Raw genomic sequence first — 12,121 nt, 5'->3', positions numbered from 1 at the left:
GTGTGGACTGCTGCTCAGCAGGAAGGACGTGCTTGGCGGCGATGGCCTTCGCGGTGTCCGAGTCGGGTCCGGGCTGCGGCACGAAGACGGCCTCGCGGTAGTAGCGCAGTTCCGCGATGGATTCGCGGATGTCCGCCAGCGCCCGGTGATTGCCGTTCTTGTCCGGACTGTTGAAGTAGGCCCGCGGGTACCAGCGCCGGGCCAGTTCCTTCACGGACGAGACATCGACGATCCGGTAGTGGAGATACTCCTCCAGCGTCGGCATGTCGCGCAGCAGGAAGCCACGGTCGGTGCCGACGGAGTTGCCGCACAGCGGCGCCTTCCGCGGCTCCGGCACATGCTGCTTGATGTACGCAAGCACCTGCGCCTCGGCCGCCTCCAGCGTCGTCCCGCCGTCCAGCTCCTCCAGCAGTCCGGAGGCGGTGTGCATCTGGCGCACCACTTCCGGCATGGTGCCGAGTGCCTCGGCCGGGGGGCGGATCACCACATCCACCCCGTCGCCCAGCACATTCAGCTCCGAGTCGGTGACCAGTGCGGCCACCTCGATGAGCGCGTCATTCGCCAGCGAGAGTCCGGTCATCTCGCAGTCGATCCACACCATGCGATCGTTCATACATCTCACCCTACGGGGCGCTCGCGCTGTCCGGGCAGCACGGGGCGGGCGGCTCCCCTCCCCACCGCGGTCTCCGGCATCCGGGAGGCATAGACGTCCGACTGCGGTTTGCCCGCTTCGCCCGTTTCGGCGGAGGCCAGGCCATGGCCGGCCAGCGCGGCGGCGGAGAACCGCTCCGCACCCGCCCCCAGGGCCGCCCGCTCGCGCTCCGGCCGCTCGGCACGCTCGGCCCGCTCCGGTCTGAGCGCGGGGTCGGGTGCCCCGTTCTGCGGCCGGCGGGCGCGGTAGGCCGCCCGGTAGGCGGCGGGCGAGGCGCCCAGCTGCCTGCGGAAGTGGCCGCGCAGGGCGACCGGCGAGCGGAATCCGCAGCGCCCGGCGACCTCGTCCACCGAATAGTCGGAGGTCTCCAGCAGCCGCTGGGCCTGGAGCACCCGCTGGGTGATCAGCCACTGCAACGGAGCGCTCCCCGTAAGGGACCGGAAGCGCCGGTCGAAGGTGCGGCGGCTCATGTACGCGCGCGCGGCCAGGGTCTCCACGTCGAACTGCTCGTGGAGGTGCTCCAGCGCCCAGGCGACGACCTCGGCCAGCGGGTCGGCGCCGATCTCTTCAGGTAATGACCTGTCGAGGTAGCGCTGGTGCCCCATGTCGGACGCGGTGCGCCGGGGCGGCACGACGAGCCGGCGGGCCAGCGCGTTCGCGGCGTCCGCGCCGTGGTCGGTGCGCACGATGTGCAGACACAGATCGATGCCGGCCGCCGTTCCCGCGGACGTGAGCACATCGCCGTCGTCGACGAAGAGCTCGCGGGGGTCCACATGGACGGACGGGTAACGCTTGGCGAGCGTCGGTGCGTACATCCAATGGGTCGTGGCCGGGCGGCCGTCGAGCAGTCCGGCCGCGGCGAGGACGAACGCCCCCGTGCACAACCCGACGATTCTGGCCCCTTCTTCATGCGCGCGGCGCAGCGCGTCGAGCGCAGCGGGCGGCGGGGCCTGGGTGATGGAACGCCAGGCCGGTACGACGACCGTCCCGGCACGGGAGATCGCCTCCAGCCCGTAGGGGGCGGAAAGTTCGAGCCCCCCCGGTCGTGCGCAAAGGCGCATCTTCGCCCGCGCACACAAGTAGCCGGTACCGCGGAACGCCTGCGTCTTGGCGGTCGATGCCGAAGACCGAGAGCGGAATGGAGCTCTCGAAAATGGGGCCGCCACTGAAGAGGAGCACCGCGACTATTTCGCGGCGTCGTCGGGCGGCGAGCTTGCGTGCGGCATCTGGTACGGCAGCGGAGTCCTGGCTCATGGCACTTAAGCCCCCCTCGGTCGTCTCGCCCTCTCGGTCCTGCACAGTTCCCCCGCCGTTACTACCAAGATCGAATCTACTGTGTTCCGTGAGGATGGAGTGCCAAGTTCACCACCCGCTGGTATGTCGATATGGCAACTTGGCGCGAAGCATTCGATCACGAAGCGTTCCACTCGTCGGGCCTACATGGGAAGTACGCGTCTCGGCTCTGCCCGTTCGCAGTAGGGCACAACCATGCCCAGCGGTCCTTTCCTCCCAGCTCACACCAGGGTTGAGGGGGGTTGGGGACAAGGTGCGGACCTCGGCCGGAAGTTGGCTGAAAACGGTCGCGCGCAGACTTGCAAGCGCCTCAATCGACCGGCGTACGCCCTTCGGAGTGCCGCCCGCCCCCGTGCGCCGCAGACCCCAAATAATCCCTTCTGTCCCGGTGCCTTCCGGTCTCCCGTACGCGGATCCGCGCGGCGGTCCGTTCGGATTGCCGCAGCAGGGCGTGGCAGGCGCCGGTCACCGCGGCCAGACCGGCCGCGGTGCCCGCCGCGCCGGCCCAGGAGGCGCCGCTGATGATCAATACGAAGGGCACCAGGGCGCAACTGAAGGCTCCCCAGCGCATGACATCGCTCACTGGGTCGGGTGATCTGTCGGACGGCAACGGCACCGTGTGCTCCCCTCGGACTGGCTGCTACTACAACGCCGTCGGCGATCATGGGTCACCGCGAGGGGTACGTACGGGGGCAGGCCGGGGCATTGCCATCCGCGCCACGCTCCGGCATGCTCCGGGGAACGTTCGAGGCCCCACCCCACCTCGCACGGGCGCCCCGCGTCCGTGGTGAAGTCTGGGCAGCGGGGGACTGGCGCCGTACTCTTGGGGTATCAGGTTGGGAAGATGATTCCCAGTCTTATCGTTCCTCTTTGAACTATGGCTCCCGCACCTCGAGCGAGCCAGCTCAGTCAACTGCCGGATCAAGTCAATCGCCGTTCCCCGTTCGCCCCTCCGCAAGAGGACGTCCTCGCCGAGACACCAATGGCCGGTCACGAAATCCCCGAACCCGCGGACCGCAAGCAGGTCGCCGATCCGATGGCGGACCTCGAAGCGGCGGAAAAGACGCGCCACTCCTGCGACCCCGCCTTCCGGCACGGCGTCGTGGTCGGCTTCGACGGCTCCATGTCGAGCGAGCGAGCGTTGGCGTATGCAATCGGTATGGCCCGGCGCCTCGGCTCCGGGTTGATCATCGTCCATGTGGCCAATCGGCTGCCGACGACCGTCTGGGCGGGCTGTGAGCCCCCGGTCTTCGTGGACGTGCCGGATCACCGCACCGAAGTGCTCGGCCTGGAGCTGGCCTGTGCCGACCATCTCAGCGAGGTCTCCTGGATCCTCGTCGAGCGCGGCGGCGACATCTGCCACGAGCTGGAGGAGGTCGGCCGGGAGTACGAGGCCGACGCGATCGTGGTCGGCTCCACGCACGGCATCGTCGGCCGGATCTTCGGCTCGGTGGCCGGCCGGCTGGCCCGCCGGGCGCAGCGCCCGGTGATCGTGATTCCCTGACGCTTCCTCGGAACGGCCCGACTTCCCTCGCCGCACGACCCCTTCGTGCCTCGCGCATGATCGGCTCTTCGCGGTATGCGCACAGTTGAGGGGGCGTCATGGGGATGGCGCGCAGCTGCATTTCTCCCGGCCCGCGCAGGTGAATTGTGTGCGGGGGAAGGGTAGAAAACGGTCACGTGGGCGCGCCGCGTCACGGGCCCGGCGGCCGCGCGCACGGCAACTTCGTGCTGCCGGCCGGGAGGTGACGGTTCCCGGGGCGGTGGCATCCCGCCGGCGTATGGGCGACGCCGGCCAAGGGGAGGCGGCGGCTCCGCGCGCGTATAGGTGGCACGCGCGCGGAGCCGTCTGCCTGTTTTTTGCGGCTGAACCGCCGCCGCTTTCGCGGAGGTGGCTGGGCGCCGCGGGTGTTGCTCAATTGTCGCTGCGGTGGTGGGGTGGATCACCTTGCCGTGATCCTGGGGCCCGACTCGTGCCCCGGGCGGCCACTCCACCGCGGCGACCCATGGGTTCTACTCCACCGTCACGGACTTGGCGAGGTTGCGGGGCTTGTCGATGTCCCGGCCGAGGGCCAATGCCGTGTGGTAGGCGAGCAGTTGCAGCGGGATGCCCATGAGGATCGGGTCCAGCTCGGGCTCGTTCTTCGGGACGACGATGGTGTGGTCGGCCTTCTCCTGCTCCTGGTGCGCGACGGCCAGGATGCGGCCGCTGCGGGCCTTGATCTCCTCCAGCGCGGCGCGGTTCTTCTCCAGCAGGTCGTCGTCGGGGACGATCGCGACGGTCGGCATGGCGGGCTCGATGAGGGCCAGCGGGCCGTGCTTGAGCTCCGAGGCCGGGTAGGCCTCGGCGTGGATGTAGGAGACCTCCTTGAGCTTCAGGGAGGCCTCGCGCGCCACCGGGTAGCCGCGCACCCGGCCGATGAACATCATCGACTTGGCGTCCGCGTAGAGCTCGGCCATCTTCTTGATGTCCGCCTCGGTTTCGAGGATCTCGTCGATCTGCGCGGGCAGCTTGCGCAGGCCCTCGATGATCCGCTTGCCGTCCGCGACGGACAGGTCACGGATCCGGCCGAGGTGCAGGGCGAGCAGCGCGAAGGAGACCACCATGTTGGTGAAGCACTTGGTGGAGACCACACAGACCTCGGGGCCCGCGTGCACGTAGATGCCGCCGTCGGTCTCCCGGGCGATCGCCGAGCCGACCACGTTGACCAGGCCCAGCACCCGGGCGCCCTTGCGCTTGAGCTCCTGGACGGCCGCCAGCACGTCGTAGGTCTCGCCGGACTGGGAGACCGCCACGTAGAGCGTGTCGGGGTCCACGACCGGGTTGCGGTAGCGGAACTCGGAGGCCGGCTCGGCGTCCGAGGGGATACGGGCCAGCTCCTCGATCATCTGCGCGCCGATCTGGCCCGCGTGGTACGAGGTGCCGCAGCCCAGGATCTTCACCCGGCGGACCCCGCGCGCCTCACGGGCGTCGAGGTTCAGGCCGCCGAGGTGCACGGTGGAGAAGCGGTCGTCGATCCGGCCGCGCAGCGCGCGGTCCACCGCGTCCGCCTGCTCGGAGATCTCCTTGTGCATGTAGGTGTCGTGGCCGCCCAGGTCGTACGACTCGGCCGCGTACTCGACGGTCTCCGGGGCGGACGTGGTCCGCGAGCCCTCGGTGGTGTACGTGCGGTAGTCGTCGGCCTTGAGGGTGGCCATCTCGCCGTCGTCGAGGGTGACGACCTGGCGGGTGTGCGAGACCAGGGCGGCGACGTCCGAGGAGACGAACATCTCGTGCTCGCCGATGCCGAGCACGACCGGGGAGCCGTTGCGGGCGACGACGATCCGGTCGGGGAAGTCGGCGTGCAGCACGGCGATGCCGTACGTGCCCTCGATGTGCCGCAGCGCCTCGCGGACCTTCTCCTCCAGCTTCTCGGCCGTGGACCGGCCGATGAGGTGGGCCAGCACCTCGGTGTCGGTCTCGGAGGCGAAGGCGACGCCCTCGGCGGTCAGGCGGGCGCGCAGGTCGGAGGCGTTGTCGATGATGCCGTTGTGGACGACCGCGACCTTGCCCTCGGTGTCGAGGTGCGGGTGGGCGTTCTCGTCGGTGGGGGCGCCGTGGGTGGCCCAGCGGGTGTGCGCGATGCCCGTGGTGCCCGCGAAGCGCTTCGGCACCCGGGACTCCAGCTCACGGACCCGGCCCTTGGCCTTGGCCGTCTTCAGGCCGCCCGCGGCCTTGCCGGTGCCCTTGGCGTGGATGGCGATGCCCGCCGAGTCGTAGCCGCGGTACTCCAGGCGCTGGAGGCCCTCCAGGAGCAGCGGAGCAACATCACGTTTGCCGATATAGCCGACGATCCCGCACATACAGTGACCCTCCGAGAAAACGTTGTGGCAATGGTTCGTGCCGCCCGGCGCCCCGGGCGTGGCCGTCAGCCGTAGACGAGGCGGCGCAGCTGGCGGGCCGAGAGATCGGGCGGGGCCACGGCGCGGTGCGGCAGCTCGTGGCGGATCCGTTCGAAGATCTCCTCGTTGCGCAGTCCGTGGGACTGAAGCTCCCGGTGGCGGCGGCGGACGAATTCCTCTGTCGTCTCGTCGAAGTACGCCAGCACATCGAGCACCACCCGGGCGGCCTCACCGCGCTGAAGCGGTGTGCTGCGCACCAGGTGGTCCACCAGGTCTTCGTGCGGCGCCTCAGCGCTGCGGTTACGGCGTTCGAGCACCCGTCGATATTGCGGGGCGGCGCGAAGATACGCAAGAAATCTGCCCGGTATCGGGCACGTACCCGATTTGGCGGCCGGAAAGTGGTCTAAACCTTGACCGGAATCCAGGCTCACGGTACGCATGGTCACCGTTCGGTCGCTCCATGCCATGCACGACGTCATGCACGAGGTTCGCCGAAAGGGACCGTCGATGAGACGACGCAGACTGCTGTTCTCGCTGCTGCTGGCCGCGGCGGCGGGGCTGGGGACCGCCGCCGTACCGCCCATGGGCGGGCCCGGCGCCGCCGCCCCGGCCGCCACCCCACTGGACCAGGTGATCCCCGCGCCCGCGTCCGTACGCGGCGGCGGGGAGGCGTACACCCTCGGCGAGGGCACCCGGATCCGGGTGCCGGGCGGCTCCGGCGAGGCCAAGAAGATCGCCGGGTATCTGGCGGGCCTGCTGCGGCCCGCCACCGGCCACAGCCTTCCGGTGACCACCAAGGACGGCCGGGACGGCATCGTCCTCCGGCTCGGCGGCAGCGGCACCAAGGGCCTGGGCGCCGAGGGCTACCGGCTGACCTCCGGCGGCCGCGCGGTCACGATCAGCGCCGCCCGCCCGGCCGGCCTCTTCCACGGCGTCCAGACCCTGCGCCAGCTGCTGCCTCCCGACGCGGAGCGGCAGCGCGACCGTCCCGGGCCGTGGCGGATCGCCGGGGGCACCATCGCCGACTCCCCGCGCTACGCCTACCGCGGCGCGATGCTCGATGTCTCCCGGCACTTCTTCACCGTCGCGCAGGTCAAGCGGTATATCGACCAGCTCGCCATGTACAAGATCAACAAGCTGCATCTGCACCTCTCCGACGACCAGGGCTGGCGGATCGCCCTCAAGTCCTGGCCGCGGCTGGCGACCTACGGCGGCTCCACCCAGGTCGGCGGCGGCCCCGGCGGCTACTACACCCAGGACGACTACCGCGAGATCATCCGCTATGCCGCCGCCCACTATCTGACCGTCGTCCCCGAGATCGACATGCCGGGCCACACCAACGCCGCACTGGCCTCCTACGCCCCGCTCAACTGCAACGGCCAGGCACCGCCGCTCTACACCGGCACCCAGGTCGGCTTCAGCTCGCTGTGCGTCCCCAAGAAGGAGACGTACGAGTTCGTGGACGACGTCCTGCGCGAGCTGGCGGCCCTGACGCCGGGCCGCGCACTGCACATCGGCGGTGACGAGGCGCACTCCACCAGCCATGAGGACTACGTGACCTTCATGGACAAGGTGCAGCCTGTGGTCGCCAAGTACGGCAAGAGCGTGATCGGCTGGCACCAGCTGACCGGGGCGCACCCGGCGAAGGGCGCCACAGCCCAGTACTGGGGCTACGACAAGACCGGCACGGCGGAGCGCAACCAGGTCGTCGACGCCGCCAGGAACGGCACCAAGCTGATCCTCTCGCCGGCCGACCGCGCCTACCTCGACATGAAGTACGACAAGAACACGCCGCTGGGCCTGTCCTGGGCCGGCTATGTCGGCGTCGAGCGGTCCTACGACTGGGACCCGGGCCGTTACCTCGACGGTGCGCCCGCGGAGTCCGTCCTCGGCGTCGAGGCGCCCCTGTGGTCGGAGACCCTCTCCACCTCCGCGCACATCGAGTACATGGCCTTCCCGCGGCTGCCGGGCATCGCGGAGCTGGGCTGGTCCCCGGCGTCCACGCACGACTGGGACGACTACAAGGTGCGGCTGGCGGCCCAGGGGCCGCGCTGGGACGCACTGGGCATCAACTACTACCGCTCGCCGGAAGTGCCCTGGCCGGCGGAGTGAGCGATCCGGCCGGGCGGCCGCAGCCGCCCGGCCGGGTACCTTCCTGGACCCTGTCGGCCTAGACCCCCAGCTCCCGGGCGATCAGCATCCGCTGGACCTCGCTGGTGCCCTCGCCGATCTCCAGGATCTTGGCGTCCCGCCACATCCGGGCGACCGGGTACTCGTTCATGAAGCCGTACCCGCCGTGGATCTGGGTGGCCTCGCGGGCGTTGTCCACCGCGATCTCGGAGGAGTAGAGCTTGGCGAGGGCGGCCTCCTTCTTGAAGGGCTCGCCGTGCACCAGCCGGGACGCGGCGTCGCGCCAGGCCAGCCGGGAGGTGTGGGCGCGCATCTCCATGTCGGCGAGCTTGAACTGGATGGCCTGGTTGCTGCCGATCGCGCGGCCGAAGGCCCGCCGCTCCTTGGCGTAGCGCACCGACTCGTCCACACAGCCCTGCGCGAGGCCGGTGGCCAGTGCCGCGATGGCGATCCGGCCCTCGTCGAGGATGCGCAGGAACTGGGCGTAGCCGCGGCCCTCCTCGCCCAGCAGGTTGGCGGCCGGGACCCGGACATCGGAGAACGACAGCTCGCGGGTGTCCGAGGCGCTCCAGCCGACCTTGGAGTACGGGGCACCGACCGTGAAGCCGGGGGTGCCGGACGGCACGATGATCGAGGAGATCCGCGGGGAGCCGTCGTCCTTGCGGCCGGTGACGGCGGTGACCGTGACCAGACCGGTGATGTCCGTACCGGAGTTGGTGATGAAGCACTTGCTGCCGTTGATCACCCAGTCCCCGCCGTCCCGTACGGCAGTGGTGCGGGTGGCGCCGGCGTCCGAGCCGCCGTCCGGTTCGGTGAGGCCGAAGGCGCCGAGCACCTCACCGCTGCACAGCTTGGGCAGCCACTCGCGCTTCTGCTCCTCCGTGCCGAAGTGGTAGACCGGCATGGCGCCCAGGGAGACACCGGCCTCCAGGGTGATGGCCACCGAGGAGTCGACCCGGGCCAGCTCCTCCAGGGCGATGCCGAGGGCGAGGTAGTCGCCGCCCATCCCGCCGTACTCCTCGGGGAACGGCAGGCCGAACAGGCCCATCCGGCCCATCTCCTGCACGATCTCGTACGGGAACGCATGCTGCTCGTAGTACTCGCCGATCTTCGGGGCGACGACGTCGTGCGCGAACGCCTCGACCGTACGCCGGAGTTCTTCCAGCTCGGCGGGCAGACGGTGGTCAAGGGACATGAGGGTCACTCCTGGTGGGAGAGGGCACGGAGGGTGCGCGAGGGGCTCGGCCGGCCCAGGACCTCGGCCATCCACACACTGGTGGCGGTCAGCCGGTCCAGGTCGACCCCGGTCTCGATGCCGAGGCCGTGCAGCATCCACACGAGGTCTTCGGTGGCGAGGTTGCCGGTGGCGCTCTTGGCATACGGGCAGCCGCCGAGGCCGCCCGCCGAGGCGTCGATGGTGGTGACGCCGTGCTGAAGCGCGGCGAAGGTGTTGGCGAGGGCCTGCCCGTAGGTGTCGTGGAAGTGCACACCGATACGGGAGGTGGGGATGCCGGCCTCGTTGAGGGAGGCCAGCAGGGTCTGCACATGGCCGGGGGTGGCCACGCCGATGGTGTCGCCCAGGCTCAGTTCGTCGCAGCCCAGGTCGAGCAGCGCCCGGCAGACCCGGACGGTCTGCGCGACGGGCACCGGGCCCTCCCAGGGGTCGCCGAAGCACATCGAGAGATAGCCGCGGACCTGCACCTCGGCGTCATTGGCACGCGCGACGACCGGCGCGAACATCGCCAGCGCCTCGTCGACCGTGCGGTTGAGGTTGGCCTTGGCGAAGGACTCGGTGGCGCTGCCGAACACCGCGACCCGGCGGGCGCCCAGGGCGAGCGCACGGTCCAGACCGCGTTCGTTGGGCACCAGGACGGGCAGCCGGTGCGGGTCGAGGCCGTCCAGCAGCGGGAACAGCTGCTCCGCGTCGGCCAGTTGGGGCACCCACTTGGGGTGGACGAAGCTGGTGGCCTCGACGGTCGGCAGGCCCGCGTCGGCGAGCCGGCGGATGAACTCGGCCTTGATCTCCGTGGGCACGACGGTCTGCTCGTTCTGTAGCCCGTCGCGCGCGCCGACCTCATGGATCCGTACGCGGGTGGGCAGCCCCTCCGCGGTGACCTGCATCGGCAGTCCGGCTGCGGTCATGAGGCGCTCCCCTGCTCGTCCGCGGGTGCCGTCGCGCACGCGGCGGCCTCTTCGGGGTTCTCGTGGGGGGCGATGACGGCCAGGATCTGGTCCATGGCGACGGTGGCGCCCGCGGTGACGTCGAGTTCGGTGACGGTCCCGGCGTGCGGTGCGGAGATGACGTGTTCCATCTTCATCGCCTCGACCACCAGCAGGCCCTGGCCCGCGGCCACCTCGTCGCCGACGGCCACCTTGACGACGGTGACGGTGCCCGGCATCGGGGCGGCCAGGGTGTCCGCGCCATGCGCCCCGGCGGCTCCGCGCAGCGCCGCCGCGACCGGGTCGTACGTGGTCACCTGCCAGGAGTCGCCGTCCCGGCCGAGCCAGTCGCCGTTGTGGTGGAAGGTGTGCAGCACCCCGTCGACGGTGACCCGTACGCGGTCCGGTGCGACCTGCCCGGCCGCTTGTGCACCCGGCCGTACGTCGTGGGCGACCGGGTCGTGGCCGGGGACGCGCAGCCAGTGGCGGACGGGCGCGGGCTCGCCGCCGAGGCGGAAGCCGTCCGGCGCGGCGAACGGGTCGCGCCAGCCGCCCTCGGCCACCGCCGGCTCCAGGGCGGCCTGGCGTACCGCGGCCGCCGCCGCGTACACCTCGTCCGGCACCCCGCCGTCGACCAGACCGGCCGCCTCGCGCTCCACCAGCCCGGTGTCCAGCTCGCCGGAGACCACGTCCGGGTGGGCCAGCAGCCGCCGCAGGAAACCGGCGTTGGTGGTCACCCCGAGGGTGACCGTCCCGGCCAGCGCGGCCCGCAGCCGGCGCAGCGCGCTCGCCCGGTCCGGGCCATGGGCGATGACCTTGGAGAGCATCGGGTCGTAGCGGCTGCCGACCTCCACGCCCTGGGACAGACCGGAGTCCGTGCGCAGCCCGTCGCCCTGCACCTCGTGGAGCGTCAGCACCGTGCCGCCGGTCGGCAGGAAGTCGCGGGCCGGGTCCTCGGCGCAGATCCGCGCCTCGATGGCGTGCCCGGTGAGGGTGATGTCCTCCTGGGCGAAGGGGAGATGCTCGCCGGCCGCGACCCGCAGCTGCCACTCCACCAGGTCGATACCGGTGATGAGCTCGGTCACCGGGTGCTCGACCTGGAGGCGGGTGTTCATCTCCATGAAGAAGTACGAGGCAGGGTCCTTGCCCGGGACGATGAACTCGACGGTGCCCGCGCCCCGGTAGCCGCAGGAGCGGGCCGCCTGCACGGCCGCCTCGCCCATCGCGGCGCGGGTGGCCTCGTCCAGCAGGACCGAGGGGGCCTCCTCGATGACCTTCTGGTGGCGGCGCTGGAGGGAGCACTCGCGCTCGCCGAGGTGGATGACGTTGCCGTGGCCGTCCGCCAGCACCTGGATCTCGATGTGCCGGGGCCGGTCGATCCAGCGCTCGACGAGCAGGGTGTCGTCGCCGAAGGAGGAGCGGGCCTCGCGGCGGGCGGAAGCGATCTCGTCGGCCAGCAGCGCCTCGTCGCGGACCAGCCGCATGCCCTTGCCGCCGCCGCCCGCGGACGGCTTGAGCAGCACCGGCATGCCGATCTCACGGGCCGCGGCGGCCAGTTGGCCGTCATCCAGTCCGCTGCCCGAGGAGCCGGGGACGACCGGGACGCCGGCCTCGCGCACCGTCTCCTTGGCCCGGATCTTGTCGCCCATCAGCTCGATGGCCTCGGCGGACGGGCCGATGAAGACCAGCCCGGCGTCCGCGCAGGCGCGGGCGAAGGCGGCGTTCTCGGCGAGGAAGCCGTAGCCCGGGTGGACGGCCTGCGCACCGGTCCGGGCGGCCGCGTCCAGCAGCCGCTCCACGGACAGATAGCTCTCGGCGGCCGGTGCCGGACCGATCCGTACGGCCGTGTCGGCCTCCCGGACGTGCCGGGCGTCGGCGTCCGCGTCGCTGAAGACGGCGACCGAGCGGATGCCGAGGGCGCGCAGCGTACGGATGACGCGGACCGCGATCTCGCCGCGGTTGGCGATGAGCACGGTGTCGAAATTGGTGGCCATTGCTGGGGAC

Annotated in this window: 10 protein-coding genes; 2 read left to right on the top strand and 8 right to left on the bottom strand. The window is 70.9% G+C overall.

All coding sequences use genetic code 11. The annotated features are described in order from the left end of the window. The 3 genes from orn to M8I34_RS36525 form a co-directional block, all read right to left on the bottom strand. The coding region (gene orn / locus M8I34_RS36535; protein ID WP_250057153.1) for an oligoribonuclease at positions 1 to 613 on the bottom strand (613 nt) is incomplete at its 3' end. Positions 614 to 618: 5 nt separating this feature from the next. After that, positions 619 to 1,713 carry a helix-turn-helix domain-containing protein gene (locus M8I34_RS36530; RefSeq protein ID WP_374211032.1) on the bottom strand — a complete coding sequence of 365 codons (1,095 nt, stop codon included), beginning with the start codon at positions 1,711 to 1,713 and terminating at the stop codon, positions 619 to 621. Positions 1,714 to 2,255: 542 nt separating this feature from the next. Next, on the bottom strand, positions 2,256 to 2,516 hold the full coding sequence (locus M8I34_RS36525) for a hypothetical protein (protein ID WP_250057150.1): 261 nt from the start codon (positions 2,514 to 2,516) through the stop codon (positions 2,256 to 2,258). 411 nt (positions 2,517 to 2,927) lie between these two features. Here M8I34_RS36525 and M8I34_RS36520 point away from each other — a divergent pair, with 411 nt between their 5' ends. After that, positions 2,928 to 3,449 carry a universal stress protein gene (locus M8I34_RS36520; RefSeq protein ID WP_030081002.1) on the top strand — a complete coding sequence of 174 codons (522 nt, stop codon included), beginning with the start codon at positions 2,928 to 2,930 and terminating at the stop codon, positions 3,447 to 3,449. Positions 3,450 to 3,958: 509 nt separating this feature from the next. Here the strand turns inward: M8I34_RS36520 and glmS are convergent. After that, positions 3,959 to 5,788 (bottom strand): glutamine--fructose-6-phosphate transaminase (isomerizing), encoded by a 1,830-nt coding sequence (glmS, locus tag M8I34_RS36515; protein WP_250057148.1) that lies wholly within the window; start codon positions 5,786 to 5,788, stop codon positions 3,959 to 3,961. A gap of 65 nt (positions 5,789 to 5,853) precedes the next feature. Then, on the bottom strand, positions 5,854 to 6,144 hold the full coding sequence (locus tag M8I34_RS36510; protein ID WP_030989461.1) for a hypothetical protein: 291 nt from the start codon (positions 6,142 to 6,144) through the stop codon (positions 5,854 to 5,856). Between the two features lie 190 nt (positions 6,145 to 6,334). Here M8I34_RS36510 and M8I34_RS36505 point away from each other — a divergent pair, with 190 nt between their 5' ends. After that, entirely contained in the window at positions 6,335 to 7,939 is a 1,605-nt protein-coding gene (locus tag M8I34_RS36505; protein ID WP_284051203.1) for a beta-N-acetylhexosaminidase, read from the top strand. 58 nt (positions 7,940 to 7,997) lie between these two features. Here M8I34_RS36505 and M8I34_RS36500 read toward each other — a convergent pair whose 3' ends face one another. Genes M8I34_RS36500 through M8I34_RS36490 form a run of 3 tightly spaced genes read right to left on the bottom strand, consistent with a single transcriptional unit; the run spans position 7,998 to position 12,111 of the window. Then, positions 7,998 to 9,152, bottom strand: a complete 1,155-nt coding sequence (locus tag M8I34_RS36500; RefSeq protein WP_250057146.1) for an acyl-CoA dehydrogenase family protein — start codon at positions 9,150 to 9,152, stop codon at positions 7,998 to 8,000. Positions 9,153 to 9,157: 5 nt separating this feature from the next. Next, positions 9,158 to 10,099, bottom strand: coding sequence for a hydroxymethylglutaryl-CoA lyase (locus tag M8I34_RS36495; RefSeq protein WP_250057144.1), 942 nt, complete (start codon positions 10,097 to 10,099; stop codon positions 9,158 to 9,160). After that, on the bottom strand, positions 10,096 to 12,111 hold the full coding sequence (locus M8I34_RS36490; RefSeq protein ID WP_250057142.1) for an acetyl-CoA carboxylase biotin carboxylase subunit: 2,016 nt from the start codon (positions 12,109 to 12,111) through the stop codon (positions 10,096 to 10,098). Before M8I34_RS36490 ends, M8I34_RS36495 begins: the two co-directional genes overlap by 4 nt. Between the last annotated feature and the right edge of the window lie 10 nt (positions 12,112 to 12,121).

The sequence above is a fragment of the Streptomyces sp. MCA2 genome (assembly GCF_023544705.1).
In the GTDB taxonomy this organism is placed as follows: Bacteria; Actinomycetota; Actinomycetes; order Streptomycetales; family Streptomycetaceae; genus Streptomyces; species Streptomyces decoyicus.
This window is presented reverse-complemented; position numbering and strand designations above follow the sequence as displayed.

What these genes read in the sequence shown, in the direction of transcription:
- M8I34_RS36530 (WP_374211032.1), bottom strand. Translation starts at nt 1,713, where the DNA reads ATGCGCCTTTGCGCACGACCGGGGGGGCTCGAACTTTCCGCCCCCTAC.
- M8I34_RS36525 (WP_250057150.1), bottom strand. Translation starts at nt 2,516, where the DNA reads ATGCGCTGGGGAGCCTTCAGTTGCGCCCTGGTGCCCTTCGTATTGATC.
- M8I34_RS36520 (WP_030081002.1), top strand. Translation starts at nt 2,928, where the DNA reads ATGGCCGGTCACGAAATCCCCGAACCCGCGGACCGCAAGCAGGTCGCC.
- glmS (WP_250057148.1), bottom strand. Translation starts at nt 5,788, where the DNA reads ATGTGCGGGATCGTCGGCTATATCGGCAAACGTGATGTTGCTCCGCTG.
- M8I34_RS36505 (WP_284051203.1), top strand. Translation starts at nt 6,335, where the DNA reads ATGAGACGACGCAGACTGCTGTTCTCGCTGCTGCTGGCCGCGGCGGCG.
- M8I34_RS36500 (WP_250057146.1), bottom strand. Translation starts at nt 9,152, where the DNA reads ATGTCCCTTGACCACCGTCTGCCCGCCGAGCTGGAAGAACTCCGGCGT.
- M8I34_RS36495 (WP_250057144.1), bottom strand. Translation starts at nt 10,099, where the DNA reads ATGACCGCAGCCGGACTGCCGATGCAGGTCACCGCGGAGGGGCTGCCC.
- M8I34_RS36490 (WP_250057142.1), bottom strand. Translation starts at nt 12,111, where the DNA reads ATGGCCACCAATTTCGACACCGTGCTCATCGCCAACCGCGGCGAGATC.